Below are 17839 nucleotides of genomic sequence, written 5' to 3' on the forward strand. Positions count from 1 at the left end.
CAGATGGGTAGGGAGCAGTCATCCAGGTGGTAACCGAAGGTCTCGCCCCAGGGCCGCATGGACCACGACGGGGATCCACACTGGCCGCACTGACCCATGTCCTCGTTCGGCCCCTCGGGGCCGCGGTGTGGTGCCTTGGAGCAGTCGGACGGGGCGCACAGGTACGGCCAGAATGAGCTCGCTCTCAGTGCTTCGGCGTGTGCCTGCAAACGTTCCTTGGCAGTGGTCATACGGCCCGTCCTTCCCAGTCGTCGGGGGTTAGGTCGTCCCAGTCCTTGAGGGAGTGCCCGGCGAAGATGACCCGGTCGAAGGCGGCGACGTCCACGCGGGCTTCGTCCAGCAACTTCTGCCAGATCCGGACGGTGCCGTGATCTGTGACGAGTGTGCTCCCATTGCGGAGGTCCCGCACCTCGGTGTAGGCGCGGCCGTCGCGGATGGTCAGGCCGGCGCGTGCCTTTCGCTGTCTCATGCGGTCCTGCCTTCGAGTGCCCGTAGTGCCTGAGGCACGATGGTGGGGACGAGCTGCTGTTGCTCGGTGGTGAGCTGCAATGCGGTGAGGATGGAGTTGATGGCTCCGACGAAGATCAGCGCTTCGGCTTCGCGGATATCCAACTGGCGTTGTTCGACGCCCGCCTTGAGCGCGGCGGACGCGTACCGGGCGAGTTGGTCTTCGGCGGTGTGGAGCCAGCGCACGTAGATGTTCAGGTCCGACGACTCTGTGGTCTTGTCGATGGGGCCGTCGGGTCCGACGCCGAATTCGTGGCCGGTGACGCCCCAGACGAGGGGCGTGGTGCCGCCGGGGTTGTTGCCCGCTTGGATGTGGTCGACTTGCATGCGGAGCCAGGCGACTTCCCGGTACTTGTCGGACACGAGCCGTAGGAGGGCTTCGGCGGGGTTGATGTTCTCGGCCTCGGAGTCGTAGCCGAGGTTCCGGAGGGCACGGCCGGCCTTCTCCGTGGTGACCCGGGCTTTGGCCTTCCCCTTCGCCTGTGGCGTGTTCCCGCCATGCCGCCGGCACCGAGTGGCACCCTTCGCTGGGGATGCACCGCATGGGTTGCCGTCCTTCTTCTTAGCCCCACAGATCGGCCGCCCGTTCTCCGCCGTCTGGCCGGGGGTGTAGGGGTCAGGCTCGGTCATACGGCTGTGCTCCTTTCGCCAGCATTCGTTCAACGTCGTCCAGCAATGCTTGAGCGTTGGCTTCCTTGTTCCAAGACAACTGCCAAGCCTGAACACCCACGACGAGTGCCACAGCGGCGCTTATCCACGCCATGTGGTCCTGTCGGCCCCGGGGTATCTCTGGAAACGCCTTCACGATGGCTGACTCAGCTCGGTATAAAGGAAAGGTGGCCTTGAACTCGCTTCTATGGAGCATCCGCCAGATGTCGCCCGCGACTTGCAAGTCCCGCTCCAAGTTCCCATGAGATTGGACTTGATCACGGGCGGCGCGCTGTTTCGTCTCGTCGGGGCGAGTTCCCGAACCTTCAAGCCAGGCCACGTCGCTTTTGCTCATGGGCTCGGTCATTGCGTATCTCCGGAGCAGGTCGAGATACTTGGCCAGCGCTTCAACTTGCCGCCCCCAGGTCTGGTCCTCTACTTGCTCCGCGGCGGCCTTGGCGGTGGCCTTCTCCTGATCGCGCATGATGCCGAGCGACTTTGCAGAGGCTCGCCATGCGAGTAACGCGAAGAGCGCCAACAGCAGAGTGAAGAGTGCGGTTCCGGCGGTGCCAATCATGGTCCAGAGAAGGAGGGTTTGCTCGGTGGTCATGTGCCTGCACCTTGACTCTCCGACGCGACAAACGCACAGCTTGGCCTTTCTCCAACCAATTTCTGGCTGGGCGGGGTCCTCCCATAATTGATCAAGTTTGCACACACTTCCTCGGGTCGCTTCTTACGGGTCGATTCCGTTTGGATTCCGTCTCAGAGGCGTAGCTGATTGATTGATTGCACGATCTCGGCGAGCTTCTTCGCAGTTACACCGTCTTCGGAGGAAACAGTCCTGCCAGACCATCCGAGTGGCGTCATGCCAAGTACGTCGGCGTCCAGCAAGTACTCGTCCGTGTACTCCTTGAACTTCTTCTTCTTGGCGTTGCGGTCATCGGTGTAGGCCAGTTGGATACTCGTGGGGTCCACGAAGCCTTCTGCTCCGTGACCGTTTCTCTTCCGGCCCGGGTTGAGGTTCCACATAACTCGGATGTGCGTCTCGGGCGGGAGCGTGAGGTATTCCTTGAACATCTCTCGGACGTGGTCGACTAGCATGTCGCCCTCGACGTTCGGCCACTTTTTGAGATCGAGCTTCAATTCTCGTGCTGTGGACTTCCCGGTGTTCGCGATGACAAGATCCCAGGACGCTCCGGCCACGCTGGGCTCGAGCCGGGCGTGGACATACGGGCGAGTCTGCGCGTGGCTATCACGCTTCATTTGTCTCAGCGTGCGCCACGCAGCCACAAAGGTGAGAATGGCACCCCCGACCAACAGCAGAGTCGCACCGGCGGTCCACCACGCTGCGTGCATCGCAGCTTCGGCGATGGACTCCGGTTCTCCCAACACTTCTGAGATGAGATCGAGGTGGTCATTCATGCGCTCGAGTTCGGTGACGCCCTCTTCGAGCTCAGGGCGGGGTGCGGGCGATGGTGTAGTCATGCGCTTGATCCTAGGGATTCGCAGCTGGGGGACTTGGTAACTCTCGTCGCCGGGTTAGAGTTTTGCTTGATTTCTATCCTCAGGAGTGATCGTTGGATATTGGTTCGTGGTTGCCCACCCTGTTGCCTGCCGTCCCGGCCATTCTTGCCTACGGGGGAAGCGCTTTTTTTATGCGCCGGAACCGGAGTATGAGTGACTTGGAGAAGCTTGTTGACCTCCGTGACAAACTTCCAGAGGACAGTGTTGAGCGAGAGCATCTGAATAAGGCACTCGAATACAGGTCGGACCAACTGAGCTTGCAGCTGCGGCGCCGGGTGGATGGCGCCGGTGTCGCGGCCATGTGGTTTATCGGTGTGATCCTGTTTGTCGGTCTCTATTTCTCTTGGTTCTGGGTGATAGAGACAGGTATCTGGGTTGCATGGATCGTGGCCGTCCTGGCAACGGCGATTGTTCCGACCATTATGTTGGCTGGCGTACCCAGCATGTTCGAGAAGCATGATGACGGCCATGGACCTGAAGCGTCCGCTACTTCGTCGGCAAGTAAGCGTTGACACCGGCGCGGCCTTCCCTTCGGCCAGTAGTACGCCCGTGTAGGTGGTGATCATCGTTGGCTCCTGGTGATGCGACGGTAGATGTATTCGAGGGCGGCGATCATGAGGCCGCCGACGACGGCGTATCCGGTGGCGATGAGTAGGCCGAATGCGAGGGGGCTCATGGGGTGAGCTCCTCTTCTGGTTCTGGCCACAGGATTGACTCGCCGTTCTGGTACCAGAGAGCGCCGCACTTGTGGCACTGGTAGACCATCTGCTCGTCGTCCCGCTCTTGCACCCATTTGGGGGCCATGGTCAGCGCAACGATTCCGGTCGTGCATCCACGGGCCACGCACTGGTATCTGCCAGTCAGCTTGTCGATGATCTTCCCGGCGTTGCTCATGCGGTCACCTCGTGGCGTGCGCACGTCGGGTCGGGGACGGCCACGGTTGCCGGGGTCGTCACGTCGCGGATGCAGGTGCACACAGCGGGGGCGTGGCAGTGGCAGGCGCAGGTCTCGCAACCACCGTGGACACCGGCCCTGCAGTCGAGGGTGGTGTAGTCCTTGGGTTCGAGGGTGGCGACCAGCTTGTCGAGGAACGCGGCGATACTCGGGCGGTTCATGACCGGCCTCCCTCGAGGGAGTGGAGGATGCGGCGTCCGAAGCCGACGGCAGCGATGGCCAGGCCGACGAGGATGAGGGCCATCGCGGCGGTCATCCCCAGGACGGTGAGGACTAGGCCGAGGACTGCGAGACCTAGGCCGATGGCGGTGATCGTTGAGCCGGGCTTGTCGGTGTTCTGGTTCGTGGTGGTGCTCATGTGTCGGCTCCGATCATGCGGGTGAGTTGTTCGTGGCGGCGGGTGAGGGCGGCCATTTTCTGGATGCGTGTGTCGGACATGAAGGCACGGCGCTGCTTGGTGATGCTGGGGTGGACCTGGCCCCCGATGGCGGCGCGGTCGTAGTCGGCTGGGCGGGGTGGGTCCAGCCGGTTGATTTCGGCTTCCACGCGGGCGAGCTCGGCCTTCCAGCCGGGCAGGTTCCGGGCCCGGTCGGCTGTGCGCTTCTCACGCTTCACGGCCTCCCGCTCCACATGCTTCTCCCACCGGCGCCGGGCCACTGTCTCGTGCCGCCCGCACAGGTAGCCGGGGGCGTCCCGGCCACACCGGCGGTCGGACTTCTCGACCCACGCCACGCAGCCGAGGGCACTGGTCCAGTGGTTGAGGATGGGGTCCAAGGTTCCAAGGCCAACCATTTCGGCCAACTGCTCCGGGGTCGGGGTGGTCATGCGAGGTATCCCTCCAAGTGCTCGATGAGGTCCCGCGCCATTTCGCGTTGGCCCTTCTTCTCCATGAGTACTTGCGCAACCGGGTATCGGCCGGTCAGTTCATCGAGGGGGGAGCCGAGGATGTCGGCGATCTTGACTGCCTTCTCGATCCCGACTGACCCTTCGTTCTCGATTCGAATGATCGCCTGGTGACCGCCGTAGCCGGCTCTCTCGGCAAGCTCGGTCAACGTCATGCCCAGTTCTTCGCGTCGCTCGCGCACGCGGTCGTCAAAGTGCTTGCTCATCGGTCGTCACCTGCCTCGACCTGCTCCTGCTCCCAGGCTTCGACGTCCTCGATGCGGTAGCGGACGTGTTTCCCGACCCGGAATCCCTTGGGGCCGGAGCCGTTGGTGCGCCATACGTAGAGAGTCTTCTCCGGGATGGCGAACCGTTCAGCCAAGTCCTGCAGCGAGAGGTGTTGCTTGGCGGAGACAGCGAGATTCATGTCAGCCAATAGGTCAACGAGTGACCGGAGATGGAAGTCAAAGCGGTCGCCGTCCGTGACCTGGATGCGATTGGGGTCTTGATCCGCAACGCCAGCGAGGTGGTCCAGGGTGACGCCGAGGGTGGAGCAAAGGGCCGGCGATTCGTGGAGCCGCAGTTCACGGACTCCTGATTCGATCTTGGAGAGCGTGCCCTGTGAGATGGTCAAGCCGTTCTTGGCGAGTCGGATGCGGAACATGTCCTGGTTCAGTCCGAGCGTTTCGCGGGCCTTCCGGATTCGGGAGCCGATCGTGCCGGGGAGTGGGTTGGCCATGGTGGGCCTCCTTGATGTTGGTCGTGTTCGCGTACCGCAAGCCTACATCAACCATGCCTCAATCCGGTAGTACCGACACCTCAACCCTGTCCACGCAACTCAGCCAGCACCCGACCCGACGCAAGGTCAGCCGGCCGCCACACGTCGGCGTCTTCCCCAGCCGCCACGAGGTCTGCCAACCACACCTTCTGGTCGGGGGACACCCGGCCCTTCGCCGTCTTCAACTCCCGCCACAGTGTCCGCCCCTGCCCCGGATGAACCAGCACCAAATCCGGGAAGCCTGCAGGTGAGCGTCGGGAATCGTGCACATGGAACCAGCGCCAGCCGAGCAGGGTGGCCATGTCGGTGATGGTGCCTTGGAGTTGCTTCTCGGTGAGGGTGTGGATGGGGTGTCCTGCGGGGAGTCGGCCGGTGGCGCTAAGGGTGGTCATGGGTGTCTTTGGGGGTTGCACCTACGGTGGGGGTCGCTCCGGGGTCCTGTGTGCCGTTCTCCGGGCTGTTCGCGGGGTCGCCTTGATCATTCCTCAAGGTTGATGTGTTCGGCTGTCCTGGGCCGGGTTTTGTGCGTCCTGCGTAGGGTTCCGGCTCTGGGTCGTGACGCTTGCCGAGTCGGTCTGCTGGTCGCTGTCCGAGTTTGATGTCGGAGATGCAGCACCGGCAGGTGTGGGCGGGTTCCCAGTCGTGCTCCTCGCACGGGGTCCGGGGCGCTGCGGCCCGGTCGGGTTTGGCGGCTGCGGGCCAGTGGGGTCCGGGGTACTGGATGACGGCCGGTGTGCGGTTGGCGGGGTTGCTGGCGGCCTGGATGGATGCGATGGCGACGGCTGCTGGGTCGGTGCTGGCGCGTGCTGCGTGGCCGATGCCGGTGGTGAGTCCGGTGGGGTGCCAGTCGGGGCGGATGGTCTGGTGGATGTAGAGGGCCAGGGCTTGGGCGGCGGTCTGTGGGATGCAGGGCTGCGGGGTGTTGGCGGGGGTGGTCATCGGCGGTCGCTCCTCGCGTGCGTTGGGTAACGAATGATGATGATTTTTCGATCATCAATTTCTGGACCAGAGTCAAAGGCGAGATGGATGTGGGAGGTGAGTTAAAGACCTTGGTCTTGGTCTTGGTCTTGGTCTCGTGTTCCACTCGCGTTCTGTCTCCGTTCGGCATGTGTGCGGGGACCGCTCTCCTTCCGTGTGGAACGCATTCGGAACGCCGTTCTGTCACCGTTCGTCCGGGTTGCGGTCACCGCTCTTCCCCTGCTTCGCGAGCCAGTTCGCTTTGCGTTCTGCGGCCTTGGCCTTGTCGCGTTCCACCTGTGTTCGGGTGCGCTGGTATTCGGCCCAGGAGAGGAACTGCCAGCCCTCCTCAGCCACTTCCCAGAGGTTGGCCTTGACCAGGCGTCCGGCCAGGGACTTGCCCTTGGGCCAGGAGTCCACGAACCAGGCGGGTACGTGGCCGTCGGTGAGGTAGTCGGTGCAGTATGTGCCGGCCACCGTCCAGAGTCCGATGGCTTCGAGTCCTGCGGACCGGACCTTGGGGTGTGAGTGCATTTTGTCGTCGGCGTTGAACCAAGCCATGATTATCCTCGTCATATTCGTCAGAATCTTTAAGGGGAAAAGTGAACGATCTGGTTACTGCGGGGGCATTCATCGGAGGAATATGGGTTTTGTCCCTGATCGGGTTGAAAGCGATTCGCGACTCGAAATACGCCAGTGTTGCAACTCAGGATTCGGCAGCAGTGGCCATAGTCGCGATGAGCATCATTGGAGCCGGCAGCGGAGCGTACTTGCTTGCCGAAGAACAACTCAGCGAGGGCCAGGGATGGGTTGGGATCGTCGCTTTCTTGATTCCGTTTGTGGCCATGGGCGTGGTTTACCTTTGCAAGGACAAGTCCCGAGTCGTTCCGCCTGCTACGGAGTAGCGGGGACGGCAAACGCTTTAGTTCATGCGGCAGGTACCCAAGCGGGCCTCCTGTCGATTCGTCGTGTCCAGTGCCAGCCACCGTGGGGGCATTCGTAGAACCTCACGTGGTGGTGGGAGTGCTTGTAGGTTTCGATGTCACGGCGCAGGCGCCGGGCGTCGGCCTTCGTGGGGGAGTACGCCTTGCCGCAGAGACAGGTGACGACGTGCGGGGGGAGTGTGGTCGGCTGGTGCCTCACAGCAGGACTCCCTGCCCGGTTTCCCATGACCCGTCGGGTGCGTAGTCGGACTCGTCGAGGTCCCAGGTGCGCCACTCGTTGGAGTGATCCCATTCGGTGACGGTGTCGTGTCCGCAGGCTCGGCAGCGCATGGCGTAGAGCTTCCTCGGGGTGAGGGAGTGGCCCTTGATGACGCCGCGGGCCGCGTCGTGCCCGTGGAGCCCGCCGCACTTCTGGCAGGCCCATTCCTCGGGTGGTGCGTGGTGCACGAACGTGGTCAGGTCGCTGGACCATTCGCCCCAGGTGACCGGTTTGCCGTCCCACTTCGCCGGCAGTGGGCGCACCTGCACCTCGGGAAGGTCAGGGACCACTCGGAGGTGGGCGCGGGACCTCATGAGACGCACCCGACCGGTTGTGCAGAACCTCCGGCAGAATGGTCAAAGCGACGGAACAACCAGGAGGAACAATGGCGGCTTGGAAATGCGGATGGTGCGGGGAGAAAGCGTCGATGCAACCAGCAGGATCTGGACACGCAGTTTCGAAGGTCGCTCCTGCGGAATACCGAATCGAAAGAATGCACTCCGCGGTGCTTTACGCGCCGATGAAGTGTTCCAACTGCAGCGGCCTGTCGGTCGCTCGGACGGACACGCACATCGAATCCCACCTGCATGAAGCTTCGCTGGCTGATCCAGTTGAGTTTTGGCGCTTCAGAGATCCGGACACTTGGGAGCCGAAGTGGGTCGAAGGCCAAGCCTTTCCGGACGTGCCCGACCACATTGGTCGAGCAGCTTCGGAAGCTCACAAATCCAACAGCATCGAAAACTTCATGTCCGCGATACTGATGGCGCGAACGGTGATCGAAGCCTCGGCCAAAGAGAAGGGCATCACTTCCGGCCGCTTGGTTCAGAAGATCGATGCGATGCGGGCGGCTGATTTGATCCGTGAGGACACGAAGGATGCTGCCCATGAAATCCGTGAGTTCGGGAACGATATGGCTCACGGAGACATTGCTGTCCAGGTGAATGCTGAAGACGCGGCCGAGATCCTTGCTCTGATGGACGAGATTCTGCAAGAGGTTTTCCAAGGACCAGCGAGAACGGCCAGGGTTCGACAACGTCGCGTGGAGAGGGAGAACCAGACTCCCTGAGGCGTATTCGATCATGACTTCTCCTTGTCGTGGTCAGCACAGGGCAGTGGTCGCCAGCAGGGGCCCGTGTATCCGGGGTGGCCGATCGCGGGGATCGGGGCCATGTCCACGTGCGCGAGGCATTGGCCGGTGGCGCCGATGGGCCCCTGTAGGGCGCGTGGCGTTTTCATGGAATGGGTACCTCTATCGGGCTGCGGTGGTTGTCGGGCTTGCGTGGGAATGGGATCGTGATTCGGCATAGGCCCCGTCAGAGTGATGGGGTGTCGAGAACGACTCTTGGAGGGGTTATGAAGACGATCGCGAAGCGCATTGCGGGGGCTGCCTTGGCTGTAGGCATGATCGGCGGTGCAGGCATTGTGGGGGCTGCACCGGCACAGGCGGATGTGATCGACAGGTTCTATACGTCCAAGACGACGTGCCTGATCCACTTCGCGGATCTTCGGTCGAGCCTCGATATGCAGGGCGTCTCGTACACGATTCTGAGGAACTGTGATTACGTGGTGGACACGTCAGGGCCCACGCCGATCTATGGGTACGAGTGGAAGATTCGCCGCTAACCAGTCGTGTTCCGTGACGGACGCTGATGACCGTCGTTCTGGCCGCTGTGCCGCTCACGCTGCTACCCCGAGTGAGTCGGCGCCGATGGTGATGAGGTCGCGTGCTGCTGGTGGGGTGACGGCGTTGCCGGTCATGGCTTCCATTCGGGGTCTCCTTCGATCTGCCACGTGTCCTGTGGTGGCGGGCTCCATTGGCCGGGGATGTGGGCGCAGGTCTTGCAGATGGACCAGCAGAGCGCTCCGGGGGCGGTGCTGACGCGGCCGTTCCAGGTGGCGAGCATCGCCCCCGTGTGGGGGCCGGTCTGCGCTCCGCACCATCCGCACCGGTAGCCGAACGTGCCTGCGTAGTAGTAGGCCGTGAACGTCTTGACCGGGGGTGCGTCTTCCAGCAGGTCGAACAAGTCCTCCTGCCCGTCGATGTCGTCGCTCATGCAGCCGCCCTGCCCTGCTGGTGGTATTGGTCGACTTCGGCGGCTGCGGCTGCCAGGCGTTCCCGGCCGAGGCGTTCGTCTGCTGGCCGGCGGGGCATGCCGTCGGGTTCGTACATGTGCTTGAGGCGTTGAATCTCGCGGACGTGGACAGCGGCCTCGGCTTCGAGGGTGCGGACCCGCTCGGTGGCCTTGTTGACTTCTTCAGCAGCCACCTGCTGGGCCTTCTCTGTGGCCGTCCGCGCCCTCTTCTCGTAGTAGTCGGCGCGTCGTTGAGCCTGGGCAATCTGGGCGTCTTGGCGTCCGGCTCGCGCTTCGGCGACCTCTGCGCGTTGCCTCCATGCCATGAGCTCGTGAGCCACCCGGGTGTGCGCGTGGACCTCGGGCCGGTGCTGGTATCCGCTCATGCTCGCCTCACCCCGGTCAGTGACCCGGCCTCAGCGAGCAGGGCGCGGAGGGCCGGAGCTGTGCCGCTCGGCGGCTTCTGCTTGGATTCCATGTGGCAAGGGCACGCCCATTTGCGCACGCAGGTTCCAGGGATGGCTCGGCACTTCATGCAGCAGCGATCGCCTTTCATGCCACCTTCTCCTCGAAGTCAGCGGCGCAGAACGCTTCGAGCTTGTCGGGCCGGAACCCGTGCCAGTGCTCGTCCGGGACTCCGTCGCGGGACACGATGGTCACCGGGACACCCTTGTAGCCGAGGGCCTTGATGGCGGCGATGTCCCGTTCGGCCGAGGCCAGGGGAAGGTCAACCTGTTTGACCTCGTAGGGGGTGCCGGCTTTGGTGAGCCACCGCTTCGTGGCGGTGCACTGCTGGCAGTTGGTCTTGGAGTAGACGGTGATGGTGCGCATGGCGCGGTCCTCTCATCGGTGTTGGGGGAGTGCGTGCCCGGCCTGTTGCATTCCGGGGGGCCGCTGGATCGGCTCACGCTGGTGTGGCTAGAACGGGGGTTCTTGGTCGGCCGCTGGGGTGTTCCAGCTGCCGCCGGTGGACCCGCCCCACGCGCCGGCGTCCGATGCCGGGGCGCTCCCGCCGAAACCGCTGCTCGAACGGCTGGCCTTCTCGACACGGGCCGTGGACCACCGGAGGTCCGGGCCCATGGCCTCGATGCGAGCCTCGGTGACCGTCCTCTTCTCGCCCTCACGCGTCTCGTAGGAGCGGGCCTCGAGCTCGGCCAGTGCGATGACGGCCGACCCCTTCACCAGTGAGGCTGCGATGTTCTCGCCGAGGTCCTTCCATGCGGTGCACCGCCAGAAGATGGCTTCGCCGTCCTTCCACTCATTCGACTGCTTGTCGAACTTCCGGGGGTTCGCCGCGATTGTGAAGTTGGCGACTGCCGCGCCGGACGGAGTGAACCTCAGTTCCGGATCGGCGGTGAGTCGACCGCGGATGGTGATCATCTGTTCGCTGCTCATGCCGCGTCCGCCTCGTCCACGATTTCGGCTTCCACTGCGTCGTCCTGGCCAACGGTGGGGTCGAGTTTGGAGAGCACGCCGTGCGCTTCGGCTGCGGTCATTTCCCCGCCGCGGGTGATCCGGCGGCCGAGCATGTCGGACACGGCGGCTAGCTTGTCGTCGGGGGTGGTGACGTCGAGCCCGTCGAGTGCCTTGCTGATGTGGTTCCACAGGTCGCGGTCGCACATCGGCTCCGAGGGCTCGTCGGCTGGGGCCTCTGGTTCGGCAGCCTGGGCAGGGGAGGGCGCGGAGGGCGCCTTGCCCTGGGACTGTGCACGCTGGCGGGCCTGAGCGATCCGAGAGCCGCCACCCTGGGATGCCGGGGCGTCAGGGCGAGCAGGGCCGGACGGACCCTGGTAGTCGGCCTGCTGCATCTCGTCGGAGGTGTACAGGCCGGACAGATCCTGCGGGAACGCCTTGCGCAGGGCCAGAGCCTCGGCGCACTTGGCGAGCATCAGGGCGCCCTTGGTAGCCCACATCTGCATGAGGCCGCCATCTCGCTTGCGTCCGGCGTATTCATCGAAAAGGGCCACAGCCGGGAACCGCTCACCGTTGCGGACCACGGTCACCTTGGCAGCGGCGGGCTGATCCTTGGACAGCCACACATCCGTCCACTGACCGTCCGGCCCGCACCACAGAGTGTCCTCGTACCCGAACGTCTCACGGGAGTTGTTCACCGCACGGCGGGCGATCAGGCGGAACCCGTCGATGCCGGTCTGGATGGTCTGCTTGCCCTGCCGTTCGATCATGTAGATCTGACGGGCGAAGGGGTCAAGCCCTGTTCGGACTGCCTGGTGGAAGAACACGGCGAGGTCGCCACGATTGGCCCGGTCCATGCCGAGCTGCGCCAGGGTGGCTACCTGCGCTTCGTTGAACTCGGTCTGCCCGGGGTGGATGGTCAGGGCGGTATCGCCTCGGGTTGCTACTGCGTTGCTCATGCTGATGCCTTCCGTTTCTGATGTCGCTTGCGGTCGTATTCGCTCTTGCAGGTCCTGCACTGGGGCCGGCGGACGCCGGGAGCGGTCTTGGGTGGGAGTTCGTGCCCTCGCGGGCAATGGGTGTGGTTCTCGAAGGCGCGGCGGTTGTTCTCCGCCTGCGTGACTGGCTCAAGGTGGTCCGGGTTGACGCACCTTCTCGACGCGCACCCCTTGTTCCTGACGTGGTCGATGTGGAGGCCCTCCGGAATAGGTCCGACGAGGAGTTCGTAGGCAAGCCGGTGGACTCTCAGGAGGCGCCCTTCACGGCCACCGGTGCTGATGACGCCATAGCCGTTGTCGTTGACTGGCCCGGTCCAGATCCAGCAGGTGCCGGTCTTGTCCACGCGCTCCCAGAGGCGTTCGCCAATGGGGCGCCGGGTGATCGTCATGATGGGTGGTCCTTCGTTCAGGCCGCGATGGTCGCGGGGGTGTACTTGGCTGGGGTGAGGTAGGGAGTGCCGCCGTTCTTGGCGGAGCGGGTGCCGGCCTTGCGGCCGTCTTCGGTCACGATGGCCCGGGCGTTGCCGGCGGAGCCGAGGATCCGGGACTTGCACCGCTTGGTCTCCGCGACGGCGGTCTTCTCGGCGTCGATTGCTGCCCAGAGCTCGAGGGCCCACCACTCCGGGATGACGGCTTCGGCTTCCGGGTCGATGTCCGGGTGCATGCGGCGCACCGCGGCGAGGGTGGCGTCCGACCCGTCCCAGTCGGGGGCGATGTCCTTGGCCACGTGGTGTTCCCACACGGCGACCATCGCGAGGATGTCGTCCATGTCGGCGGCCACGTCCTCCCAGTGGATGACGTAGAGACGGAACTCCATGTTCACGAGGGCGGCCACGTAGACGGTGCGGGCGCCGGTGATCCACATCTGCCACGCCACCTGGGCCATGTAGTCCGCCGGGACGTCGCAGGTGCCGGCCTTGCCCCACTCGTCGCCGTTGTAGGCGGTCTTGACCTCACCGAGCGCCCAGGGGGTGCGACGGCGGCCCTCGTAGATCAGGGCGTCAGGGGTGGCGATGTGGGCGGGGTTGTCCGGGTGGACGAAGGTGGCGCCCTCGGTGACTCGGTTGCCGGGCAGCTGGTCGGCGAGCCACTGACGGATGGCCGGCTCGAGGTAGGTGCCGCGCTCGGTGGCCTTGTTGCCTTCCTCGTTCTCGAGGCGGCCGGTGGCTCGGGCCCACAAGCTGTAGGCGGAGTCCCACTTGCTGATGCCGAGGATCGCGGGGACCTTCGATGCGGACACGGTGCGCGCCCATTCATCAGAGCCGGGGGTGAGGGGTTCGGTCTGCGTGGCAAGGAACGTGGTGTGTTCGTATTTGGTGCTCATGATGGGTGTCGCTTTCAGGAGAGGCCGGACTGGCCGAAGATCAGGAAGGGGAGGCTGGCGGAGAAGAAGATCGCCACGAGCAGGAGCAGGTCGGTGGCGTCTCGGATCAGGCGGCCCATGCGTGGTCCACCTCTTCCGGGTCGGCGGCGTTGATGTCCGGGCCGCCGTGCTCGGGGCAGAGGTCATGCCAAGGGGCAGTGTCGGCCGCGCAGTACTCGGCCGGTTCCGGGTCGATGTAGTTGGAGGCCGGGCTGACCTCGATGTCACACATGCCGTACTTCACTTGGTGCTCCTCTTGATGAGATGTTCGACGGCGGCTTCGGTGACCTTCCACGCGCCGCGCTTCGAGAACCGGGTGCCCTTGAGCTCACCGGCCCGGAGCCGGGCCCGGGTCGTGTCGGGGTGTTCGTTGAGGCGCTCAGCGGCCTGCTTCACAGACAGGAGAACGGTCGGCATCAGGCGGCCCTCACCATCTGTGACTCGTGGAGGCCCCAAGCCCAGGAGCCGCCGCCGTGACGGGAGCGGGTGGTGGAGTTGACCGGGCGCACCTTGGTGATGAGGTTGCGGCTGGATGCGATGCCGAAGGCCCGGCCCACCGCGTTCGGGTGGTGCGGTTCGGGGAGATCCCGGCGCAGGTCGTCGGCGGTCACAGTGCCCACGGCGTTGGCGCGGCGAACGATGTAGTCGATCGCGTCAGCCATCCATGCGCCCGGGTCCTGCTCGAGGACTGCGGGGCGGCTCATGCCGGCACCCCGTGGATGCGAGGCGAGAGCCCGCGTCGTGCGGTCGGGGTGAGGAGATCGACGTCGATGCCGTACATGGCGGCGATGTCCTGAATCACCCAGTCGGGGATGTTTCGGGATCCACGTTCGTAGTGAGCGACGGTTGCTCGGCCGATCTGCAGGGCGTTGGCGATGTCCTGCTGTCCGACAGGGCGGCCGAAAAGGTCGTTGCGGATGAGGTGGATATTGGAACGGATGAAGCGCAGCCGCTTGCCGACGGCGATTCGTTCGTCATCTGTGGTTTCTGGTGCCCCTATTGCGAAGGGGAGGGTTGCGGTGTTCATGCATGAACCGTACCGCAACGTTGTTACATCTGTCCAGCAATCGCACCGCAACATGGAGGTGCAACACGCATAACCGCACGTCAATCACGCATCCACGTACATGAATCACATGCGTGTCTCACACTCAAATGGCGCAACCCATGACATGTTCCATTCTTGGTGTTGCACCTCAATCGGCCCCAAACTTGAGGTCATGAGCGAACAGGACACCTACCAACGACTCGGCGCACTCGCCGACCAGCAACTCAAACTGAGCCATGAATCTCGCAGGCAGTTCATCCTCCGCATCGGAGCATCCGAGAACACCGTCTCCGACTTCATCAAGGGCAAGCGCATCCCCACCACCAGAATCCTCCGGGCCGTGGCCGAAGGCCTCGAGTGGGACTGGTCGAAAGTCACCCAGGCCATCGCCTCAGACTCCGACCCTGCTGACCTTCAGCTAACCGACCTTCAGTCCGACCCTTGGACCAGCGCCAGCACCAGCACCGTCTCGAGCGAGATCTTCGACGCGTCCGATGACGCCCTCCTCGTAGAGCTCACTCGACGGCTCGCTGACCGGAATGCCACCATCCGAGAATTGCAAGCACGTCTCCAGAACGCCCAATCTGCGCCCGACGACGCCGAACCCGGCCTTCCGCCCAACGTCTACGAGTTGGCGGCCGACAAGGACCGGTCCGGTCATGGCCGAGCCATCCGGGACGAGATTGACAGTGCAGGGGAGGAGTCGCAGGACAGCTAACGCGTCCGGGCTGCTCAGTACCGTCCATCGAATGGAGGTGTTGCGAAGTGCCCGAACGAATCGCGGCGGCCCTGGGCATCCCCGTCCTTGCCGCTCGACTCCCCATCAACCTCGCCGGCGTCACCGACGGCTCACGGATCTGGGTCGATGACCGACTCACCGAAGTGGAACGGCGGTGCGCCATCGCCCACGAGCTCGTCCACATCGACGCCGGGCACACCCATCACCAGCCCCCGAAGATCGAAACATGGGTACGGCGCCAGGCCGCCGAGTGGCTCATCCCATGGGAAGCCCTGTGGCGGCACCGCCACGTGGTCAACCTCCACGAACTCGCCGACCACCTCGAGGTGACCCACCCAGTCCTCCTCGACCGGCTCCACCACCTCACCGACCACCAGAAGCACCAACTCGCAGAAGGACTCGCACCATGAAGAAGAAGTTCACCGCCACAGTCCTGCCCCTGCGGGAGGAGCTGGTGGACAACGACGGCAAACCGTCCACCATCAGTTATCGACCCATCCTCATCGAAGATTCCAGCGGCAAAGAGGTTCGCAAGGATCTCCGTGCCGCCGACAACCGTGAGGACATTGAGGCCAAGATCGACGGCGCCGGCTACAAGGTGGACCGCTGGGACGGTGACGTAGCCCTGCTGTCGTACAAGCCCATGGATGGCGCGCAGAAGACGCTCGTCGGATGCTTCGCGGCGTTCATGGTCGGGCTCCTGCTGCTACTCGGCGGATGTATGGCGCTAATGAACGGAGCATTCAGTGATGACGACAGCGACGAGCCGCACGAGGGCCTGGCGATCGTCTCGTGTGAACGACTCGTGAAGGACAAGCTCAAGGCCCCATCCACAGCGAAGTTTTCGGGGCAGTCAGCGACCGGCTCTGGGAACTCGTGGACCTCGACCGGCACCGTTGAGTCGCAGAACAGCTTCGGGGCGATGGTCGCCAACCGCTACACATGCTCGGTGAAGTTTGATTCAGACGGCACCTACACGGGTACAGCTTCAGTCACCAGCCGATGATTCCAATTTCACGTAGAAGGACTCGCACCATGAAGCACCGTCTCGCACCCTTTGCACTCGCCACCGCGGCTACCCTGCTCGCACTGACAGGGTGCGGAGACCCGGAACCTGAGGCCCGGGAATCAGCGTCACAGCAAGCTGAGATGAAGGCCGCACTCGAAGCTATGGGCCCACGGGATGTGCTGATCGAAGTGGAAGCCGTGAAGCCGCATGAGTTCAACTCGGCCACTGGCAAGGATCCGTCGGCCATGGTCACCCTGACGGGCGTCGATGGGACCGAACAGGGGACCTACACACTGCCCCTCCAGAACAAGACGGGGACGTCTGGGGTTACGCGCAAGATGGACGCTGGGGAGATCGTCTCAATGAGCGCCCAGCTGCAGGAGGGGGCGGCAGGGGTCCTGTGCCGGATCAGTGTTGACGATGAGGTCGTGGCGGAAAAGTCCTCATCTGGTCGCTACTCGGTAGCGTCCTGCGTGGCCACCATCGAATGAGCCGCGTCGTCGACCTCTGGATGCGGAAGGACAAGAGCCGGACCGCCCGGTACGGGAAGGGCAAGCGCTGGCAGGCGATCCGCACGAACGGCCGCGGCGCCGAGGAGAAGAAGTCCTTCGATCTGAAGGACGAAGCAATCGAATGGGCTCACGACAAGAGCAAGCGGGGCGCCGCAGATCCGATTTCGGTCACCGAGTACGCCGCACAGTGGGAGGCTCGTCAGATCCATCAGCGGAAGTCATCGCGGGACACGATCGCGTCCACGGTTCGGCTCAGCATCGTGCCAGCACTGGGGGACAAGGTCATGGACGAGGTCACGCGGGCCGAGGTCCAGGATGCCGTGCTGGCCTGGTCTCAGGACTACAAGCTGGCCCCGTCCACCGTCCGACGGACGTACTCGTACCTCAGTGGGATCTTCACGGAAGCCGCACTGGATGGCGTGGTGGAGAAGTCGCCGTGCGTGAAGATCAGGTTGCCCCCACTCTCTTCGGAACGGATCGTGCCGCTCACGGTCGAGCAGGTCCAGACGATCGCGGACACCATCCTGCCGCGGTACCGGGAGGTCGTCCTCGTGGTTGCGGCCACCGGTTTGCGCCCGGGGGAGTGGCGTGGCCTGACCGCGGACCGCGTTGACCTGAAGAACGGCTTCATCACCGTGGACCGCCAGAACCGAGGGGACTCTCCGATGCCGACCTTCGGGCCCCTCAAGACACCGTTCTCACGCCGGGTTCTGAGCGTTGGACCAGCCACACTTGAGGTGTTGCGCCCTCTGGTCGAGAACCCGGGGCCGGAGGGTCTCGTCTTCCATTACGGCGGTGAGGGATTCTCCCGAAACCGAGCCTCCGGCGTCTGGTCGAGAATGCGCACCAAGCTGCCATGGGCGGGCCCGGGGTTCCATCAGCTGCGGCATCACCACGCGTCGGTGCTCCTGTCCCAGGGTGCATCGGTGGTGGCAGTCGCCCGCCGGCTGGGGCACAAGGACGGCACGGAGACGCTGCAGACCTACGCTCACGTGATGCCCGAGGACGACTCCATGCTGGTGGGTCTGTCGGACGGTCTGATCAAGCTCAACCGCCACAAAACCGCCACAGACCCGGCGAAGGTCGCGTAAACACTGGTCGGCTCACAGAACCCGGCGTACAAGCCAGCCTGTCCCGTCAGACGCGAAGAACCCCCGCCGTGCACGGCGGGGGTTCTTCGCGTCTACAGGCTACTGCCCCTTCTCAGGAGCCTCCGGGGCGCCCGGGGAGTC

At 64.1% G+C, this 17839-nt stretch carries 34 protein-coding genes; 9 read left to right on the forward strand and 25 right to left on the reverse strand.

The genetic code is table 11. The annotated features are described in order from the left end of the window. Window positions 1-226 precede the first annotated feature (226 nt). From BOSE125_RS17475 to BOSE125_RS17490, 4 genes are all read right to left on the reverse strand, one after another. A complete protein-coding gene (locus tag BOSE125_RS17475; RefSeq protein ID WP_159555439.1) occupies window positions 227-469 on the reverse strand; it encodes a hypothetical protein in 243 nt (80 codons plus the stop codon). Then, entirely contained in the window at window positions 466-1137 is a 672-nt protein-coding gene (locus BOSE125_RS17480; protein WP_159555441.1) for an HGGxSTG domain-containing protein, read from the reverse strand. The genes BOSE125_RS17475 and BOSE125_RS17480 overlap by 4 nt, the downstream gene beginning before the upstream one ends. Beyond that, entirely contained in the window at window positions 1124-1765 is a 642-nt protein-coding gene (locus BOSE125_RS17485) for a hypothetical protein (protein WP_159555443.1), read from the reverse strand. The genes BOSE125_RS17480 and BOSE125_RS17485 overlap by 14 nt, the downstream gene beginning before the upstream one ends. Before the next feature lie 152 nt (window positions 1766-1917). Next, window positions 1918-2640: a hypothetical protein gene (locus tag BOSE125_RS17490; RefSeq protein WP_159555445.1), complete on the reverse strand. Its 723-nt coding sequence runs from the start codon at window positions 2638-2640 to the stop codon at window positions 1918-1920. A gap of 92 nt (window positions 2641-2732) precedes the next feature. Here BOSE125_RS17490 and BOSE125_RS17495 point away from each other — a divergent pair, with 92 nt between their 5' ends. Next, window positions 2733-3191, forward strand: coding sequence for a hypothetical protein (locus tag BOSE125_RS17495; protein ID WP_159555447.1), 459 nt, complete (start codon window positions 2733-2735; stop codon window positions 3189-3191). A 160-nt stretch (window positions 3192-3351) separates the two neighbouring features. On the opposite strand, the gene BOSE125_RS17500 is transcribed toward BOSE125_RS17495, so the two are convergent. The 9 genes from BOSE125_RS17500 to BOSE125_RS17540 form a co-directional block, all read right to left on the reverse strand. Continuing rightward, on the reverse strand, window positions 3352-3573 hold the full coding sequence (locus BOSE125_RS17500; RefSeq protein WP_159555449.1) for a hypothetical protein: 222 nt from the start codon (window positions 3571-3573) through the stop codon (window positions 3352-3354). Next, the gene (locus BOSE125_RS17505; RefSeq protein ID WP_159555451.1) at window positions 3570-3794 is read right to left on the reverse strand and encodes a hypothetical protein; all 225 of its coding nucleotides are present in this window, start codon (window positions 3792-3794) and stop codon (window positions 3570-3572) included. The genes BOSE125_RS17500 and BOSE125_RS17505 overlap by 4 nt, the downstream gene beginning before the upstream one ends. Next, window positions 3791-3991 carry a hypothetical protein gene (locus BOSE125_RS17510; RefSeq protein WP_159555453.1) on the reverse strand — a complete coding sequence of 67 codons (201 nt, stop codon included), beginning with the start codon at window positions 3989-3991 and terminating at the stop codon, window positions 3791-3793. Before BOSE125_RS17510 ends, BOSE125_RS17505 begins: the two co-directional genes overlap by 4 nt. Continuing rightward, window positions 3988-4458 (reverse strand): hypothetical protein, encoded by a 471-nt coding sequence (locus BOSE125_RS17515; RefSeq protein ID WP_159555455.1) that lies wholly within the window; start codon window positions 4456-4458, stop codon window positions 3988-3990. The genes BOSE125_RS17510 and BOSE125_RS17515 overlap by 4 nt, the downstream gene beginning before the upstream one ends. Next, window positions 4455-4742, reverse strand: coding sequence for a helix-turn-helix transcriptional regulator (locus BOSE125_RS17520; protein ID WP_159555457.1), 288 nt, complete (start codon window positions 4740-4742; stop codon window positions 4455-4457). Before BOSE125_RS17520 ends, BOSE125_RS17515 begins: the two co-directional genes overlap by 4 nt. Next, a complete protein-coding gene (locus tag BOSE125_RS17525; protein WP_159555459.1) occupies window positions 4739-5254 on the reverse strand; it encodes a helix-turn-helix domain-containing protein in 516 nt (171 codons plus the stop codon). Before BOSE125_RS17525 ends, BOSE125_RS17520 begins: the two co-directional genes overlap by 4 nt. 80 nt (window positions 5255-5334) lie before the next feature. Then, complete coding sequence (locus tag BOSE125_RS17530) at window positions 5335-5685, reverse strand: VRR-NUC domain-containing protein (protein ID WP_201301311.1); 351 nt, start codon at window positions 5683-5685, stop codon at window positions 5335-5337. After that, complete coding sequence (locus BOSE125_RS17535) at window positions 5672-6232, reverse strand: hypothetical protein (protein WP_159555461.1); 561 nt, start codon at window positions 6230-6232, stop codon at window positions 5672-5674. Before BOSE125_RS17535 ends, BOSE125_RS17530 begins: the two co-directional genes overlap by 14 nt. Before the next feature lie 222 nt (window positions 6233-6454). Beyond that, the gene (locus BOSE125_RS17540) at window positions 6455-6811 is read right to left on the reverse strand and encodes a hypothetical protein (RefSeq protein WP_159555463.1); all 357 of its coding nucleotides are present in this window, start codon (window positions 6809-6811) and stop codon (window positions 6455-6457) included. A gap of 41 nt (window positions 6812-6852) precedes the next feature. On the opposite strand from BOSE125_RS17540, the gene BOSE125_RS17545 reads away from it, so the two are divergent. Continuing rightward, complete coding sequence (locus tag BOSE125_RS17545; RefSeq protein WP_159555465.1) at window positions 6853-7155, forward strand: hypothetical protein; 303 nt, start codon at window positions 6853-6855, stop codon at window positions 7153-7155. A 234-nt stretch (window positions 7156-7389) separates the two neighbouring features. Here the strand turns inward: BOSE125_RS17545 and BOSE125_RS17550 are convergent, their stop codons facing one another. After that, on the reverse strand, window positions 7390-7767 hold the full coding sequence (locus BOSE125_RS17550; protein ID WP_159555467.1) for a hypothetical protein: 378 nt from the start codon (window positions 7765-7767) through the stop codon (window positions 7390-7392). Between the two features lie 179 nt (window positions 7768-7946). On the opposite strand from BOSE125_RS17550, the gene BOSE125_RS17555 reads away from it, so the two are divergent. Further along, window positions 7947-8519 (forward strand): DUF4145 domain-containing protein, encoded by a 573-nt coding sequence (locus BOSE125_RS17555; protein ID WP_201301312.1) that lies wholly within the window; start codon window positions 7947-7949, stop codon window positions 8517-8519. Between the two features lie 287 nt (window positions 8520-8806). Continuing rightward, window positions 8807-9076 (forward strand): hypothetical protein, encoded by a 270-nt coding sequence (locus BOSE125_RS17560; RefSeq protein WP_159555469.1) that lies wholly within the window; start codon window positions 8807-8809, stop codon window positions 9074-9076. 131 nt (window positions 9077-9207) lie between these two features. Here the strand turns inward: BOSE125_RS17560 and BOSE125_RS17565 are convergent, their stop codons facing one another. From BOSE125_RS17565 to BOSE125_RS17615, 11 genes are all read right to left on the reverse strand, one after another. Next, entirely contained in the window at window positions 9208-9507 is a 300-nt protein-coding gene (locus tag BOSE125_RS17565; protein ID WP_159555471.1) for a hypothetical protein, read from the reverse strand. Further along, on the reverse strand, window positions 9504-9911 hold the full coding sequence (locus tag BOSE125_RS17570; protein WP_159555473.1) for a hypothetical protein: 408 nt from the start codon (window positions 9909-9911) through the stop codon (window positions 9504-9506). Before BOSE125_RS17570 ends, BOSE125_RS17565 begins: the two co-directional genes overlap by 4 nt. 166 nt (window positions 9912-10077) lie before the next feature. Then, window positions 10078-10356, reverse strand: coding sequence for a glutaredoxin domain-containing protein (locus tag BOSE125_RS17575; RefSeq protein WP_159555475.1), 279 nt, complete (start codon window positions 10354-10356; stop codon window positions 10078-10080). Between the two features lie 87 nt (window positions 10357-10443). Continuing rightward, window positions 10444-10920, reverse strand: a complete 477-nt coding sequence (gene ssb, locus BOSE125_RS17580) for a single-stranded DNA-binding protein (protein ID WP_159555477.1) — start codon at window positions 10918-10920, stop codon at window positions 10444-10446. Next, entirely contained in the window at window positions 10917-11897 is a 981-nt protein-coding gene (locus BOSE125_RS17585; protein ID WP_159555479.1) for a RecT family recombinase, read from the reverse strand. Before BOSE125_RS17585 ends, ssb begins: the two co-directional genes overlap by 4 nt. Continuing rightward, window positions 11894-12325: an HNH endonuclease signature motif containing protein gene (locus BOSE125_RS17590; protein ID WP_159555481.1), complete on the reverse strand. Its 432-nt coding sequence runs from the start codon at window positions 12323-12325 to the stop codon at window positions 11894-11896. Before BOSE125_RS17590 ends, BOSE125_RS17585 begins: the two co-directional genes overlap by 4 nt. Window positions 12326-12342: 17 nt before the next feature. Beyond that, entirely contained in the window at window positions 12343-13260 is a 918-nt protein-coding gene (locus BOSE125_RS17595; protein WP_159555483.1) for a lambda-exonuclease family protein, read from the reverse strand. A gap of 106 nt (window positions 13261-13366) precedes the next feature. Then, complete coding sequence (locus BOSE125_RS17600) at window positions 13367-13543, reverse strand: hypothetical protein (protein ID WP_159555485.1); 177 nt, start codon at window positions 13541-13543, stop codon at window positions 13367-13369. Further along, window positions 13540-13716, reverse strand: coding sequence for a helix-turn-helix domain-containing protein (locus tag BOSE125_RS17605; protein WP_159555487.1), 177 nt, complete (start codon window positions 13714-13716; stop codon window positions 13540-13542). Before BOSE125_RS17605 ends, BOSE125_RS17600 begins: the two co-directional genes overlap by 4 nt. Continuing rightward, complete coding sequence (locus BOSE125_RS17610; protein WP_159555489.1) at window positions 13716-14003, reverse strand: hypothetical protein; 288 nt, start codon at window positions 14001-14003, stop codon at window positions 13716-13718. Before BOSE125_RS17610 ends, BOSE125_RS17605 begins: the two co-directional genes overlap by 1 nt. Beyond that, on the reverse strand, window positions 14000-14326 hold the full coding sequence (locus BOSE125_RS17615; RefSeq protein ID WP_159555491.1) for a helix-turn-helix transcriptional regulator: 327 nt from the start codon (window positions 14324-14326) through the stop codon (window positions 14000-14002). The genes BOSE125_RS17610 and BOSE125_RS17615 overlap by 4 nt, the downstream gene beginning before the upstream one ends. A gap of 193 nt (window positions 14327-14519) precedes the next feature. On the opposite strand from BOSE125_RS17615, the gene BOSE125_RS17620 reads away from it, so the two are divergent. Genes BOSE125_RS17620 through BOSE125_RS17640 form a run of 5 tightly spaced genes read left to right on the forward strand, consistent with a single transcriptional unit; the run spans window position 14520 to window position 17698 of the window. Continuing rightward, window positions 14520-15065: a helix-turn-helix transcriptional regulator gene (locus BOSE125_RS17620; RefSeq protein ID WP_159555493.1), complete on the forward strand. Its 546-nt coding sequence runs from the start codon at window positions 14520-14522 to the stop codon at window positions 15063-15065. A 47-nt stretch (window positions 15066-15112) separates the two neighbouring features. After that, on the forward strand, window positions 15113-15496 hold the full coding sequence (locus tag BOSE125_RS17625) for an ImmA/IrrE family metallo-endopeptidase (protein WP_159555495.1): 384 nt from the start codon (window positions 15113-15115) through the stop codon (window positions 15494-15496). Then, window positions 15493-16092 carry a hypothetical protein gene (locus BOSE125_RS17630; protein WP_159555497.1) on the forward strand — a complete coding sequence of 200 codons (600 nt, stop codon included), beginning with the start codon at window positions 15493-15495 and terminating at the stop codon, window positions 16090-16092. Before BOSE125_RS17625 ends, BOSE125_RS17630 begins: the two co-directional genes overlap by 4 nt. 29 nt (window positions 16093-16121) lie before the next feature. After that, the gene (locus BOSE125_RS17635; RefSeq protein WP_159555499.1) at window positions 16122-16586 is read left to right on the forward strand and encodes a hypothetical protein; all 465 of its coding nucleotides are present in this window, start codon (window positions 16122-16124) and stop codon (window positions 16584-16586) included. After that, complete coding sequence (locus BOSE125_RS17640) at window positions 16583-17698, forward strand: site-specific integrase (protein ID WP_159555501.1); 1116 nt, start codon at window positions 16583-16585, stop codon at window positions 17696-17698. Before BOSE125_RS17635 ends, BOSE125_RS17640 begins: the two co-directional genes overlap by 4 nt. Window positions 17699-17839: the final 141 nt, after the last annotated feature.

Source organism: Citricoccus sp. K5 (genome assembly GCF_902506195.1).
In the GTDB taxonomy this organism is placed as follows: domain Bacteria; phylum Actinomycetota; class Actinomycetes; order Actinomycetales; family Micrococcaceae; genus Citricoccus.

Coding starts and splice junctions, on each gene's coding strand:
- BOSE125_RS17635 (WP_159555499.1), top strand. CDS start 16,122: ATGAAGCACCGTCTCGCACCCTTTGCACTCGCCACCGCGGCTACCCTG.
- BOSE125_RS17565 (WP_159555471.1), bottom strand. CDS start 9,507: ATGAGCGACGACATCGACGGGCAGGAGGACTTGTTCGACCTGCTGGAA.
- BOSE125_RS17575 (WP_159555475.1), bottom strand. CDS start 10,356: ATGCGCACCATCACCGTCTACTCCAAGACCAACTGCCAGCAGTGCACC.
- BOSE125_RS17550 (WP_159555467.1), bottom strand. CDS start 7,767: ATGAGGTCCCGCGCCCACCTCCGAGTGGTCCCTGACCTTCCCGAGGTG.
- BOSE125_RS17515 (WP_159555455.1), bottom strand. CDS start 4,458: ATGACCACCCCGACCCCGGAGCAGTTGGCCGAAATGGTTGGCCTTGGA.
- BOSE125_RS17590 (WP_159555481.1), bottom strand. CDS start 12,325: ATGACGATCACCCGGCGCCCCATTGGCGAACGCCTCTGGGAGCGCGTG.
- BOSE125_RS17510 (WP_159555453.1), bottom strand. CDS start 3,991: ATGAGCACCACCACGAACCAGAACACCGACAAGCCCGGCTCAACGATC.
- BOSE125_RS17560 (WP_159555469.1), top strand. CDS start 8,807: ATGAAGACGATCGCGAAGCGCATTGCGGGGGCTGCCTTGGCTGTAGGC.
- BOSE125_RS17630 (WP_159555497.1), top strand. CDS start 15,493: ATGAAGAAGAAGTTCACCGCCACAGTCCTGCCCCTGCGGGAGGAGCTG.
- BOSE125_RS17525 (WP_159555459.1), bottom strand. CDS start 5,254: ATGGCCAACCCACTCCCCGGCACGATCGGCTCCCGAATCCGGAAGGCC.
- BOSE125_RS17505 (WP_159555451.1), bottom strand. CDS start 3,794: ATGAACCGCCCGAGTATCGCCGCGTTCCTCGACAAGCTGGTCGCCACC.
- BOSE125_RS17555 (WP_201301312.1), top strand. CDS start 7,947: ATGCACTCCGCGGTGCTTTACGCGCCGATGAAGTGTTCCAACTGCAGC.
- BOSE125_RS17570 (WP_159555473.1), bottom strand. CDS start 9,911: ATGAGCGGATACCAGCACCGGCCCGAGGTCCACGCGCACACCCGGGTG.
- BOSE125_RS17490 (WP_159555445.1), bottom strand. CDS start 2,640: ATGACTACACCATCGCCCGCACCCCGCCCTGAGCTCGAAGAGGGCGTC.
- BOSE125_RS17585 (WP_159555479.1), bottom strand. CDS start 11,897: ATGAGCAACGCAGTAGCAACCCGAGGCGATACCGCCCTGACCATCCAC.
- BOSE125_RS17520 (WP_159555457.1), bottom strand. CDS start 4,742: ATGAGCAAGCACTTTGACGACCGCGTGCGCGAGCGACGCGAAGAACTG.
- ssb (WP_159555477.1), bottom strand. CDS start 10,920: ATGAGCAGCGAACAGATGATCACCATCCGCGGTCGACTCACCGCCGAT.
- BOSE125_RS17610 (WP_159555489.1), bottom strand. CDS start 14,003: ATGAGCCGCCCCGCAGTCCTCGAGCAGGACCCGGGCGCATGGATGGCT.
- BOSE125_RS17535 (WP_159555461.1), bottom strand. CDS start 6,232: ATGACCACCCCCGCCAACACCCCGCAGCCCTGCATCCCACAGACCGCC.
- BOSE125_RS17480 (WP_159555441.1), bottom strand. CDS start 1,137: ATGACCGAGCCTGACCCCTACACCCCCGGCCAGACGGCGGAGAACGGG.
- BOSE125_RS17475 (WP_159555439.1), bottom strand. CDS start 469: ATGAGACAGCGAAAGGCACGCGCCGGCCTGACCATCCGCGACGGCCGC.
- BOSE125_RS17540 (WP_159555463.1), bottom strand. CDS start 6,811: ATGGCTTGGTTCAACGCCGACGACAAAATGCACTCACACCCCAAGGTC.
- BOSE125_RS17530 (WP_201301311.1), bottom strand. CDS start 5,685: ATGACCACCCTTAGCGCCACCGGCCGACTCCCCGCAGGACACCCCATC.
- BOSE125_RS17615 (WP_159555491.1), bottom strand. CDS start 14,326: ATGAACACCGCAACCCTCCCCTTCGCAATAGGGGCACCAGAAACCACA.
- BOSE125_RS17620 (WP_159555493.1), top strand. CDS start 14,520: ATGAGCGAACAGGACACCTACCAACGACTCGGCGCACTCGCCGACCAG.
- BOSE125_RS17595 (WP_159555483.1), bottom strand. CDS start 13,260: ATGAGCACCAAATACGAACACACCACGTTCCTTGCCACGCAGACCGAA.
- BOSE125_RS17500 (WP_159555449.1), bottom strand. CDS start 3,573: ATGAGCAACGCCGGGAAGATCATCGACAAGCTGACTGGCAGATACCAG.
- BOSE125_RS17640 (WP_159555501.1), top strand. CDS start 16,583: ATGAGCCGCGTCGTCGACCTCTGGATGCGGAAGGACAAGAGCCGGACC.
- BOSE125_RS17605 (WP_159555487.1), bottom strand. CDS start 13,716: ATGCCGACCGTTCTCCTGTCTGTGAAGCAGGCCGCTGAGCGCCTCAAC.
- BOSE125_RS17485 (WP_159555443.1), bottom strand. CDS start 1,765: ATGACCACCGAGCAAACCCTCCTTCTCTGGACCATGATTGGCACCGCC.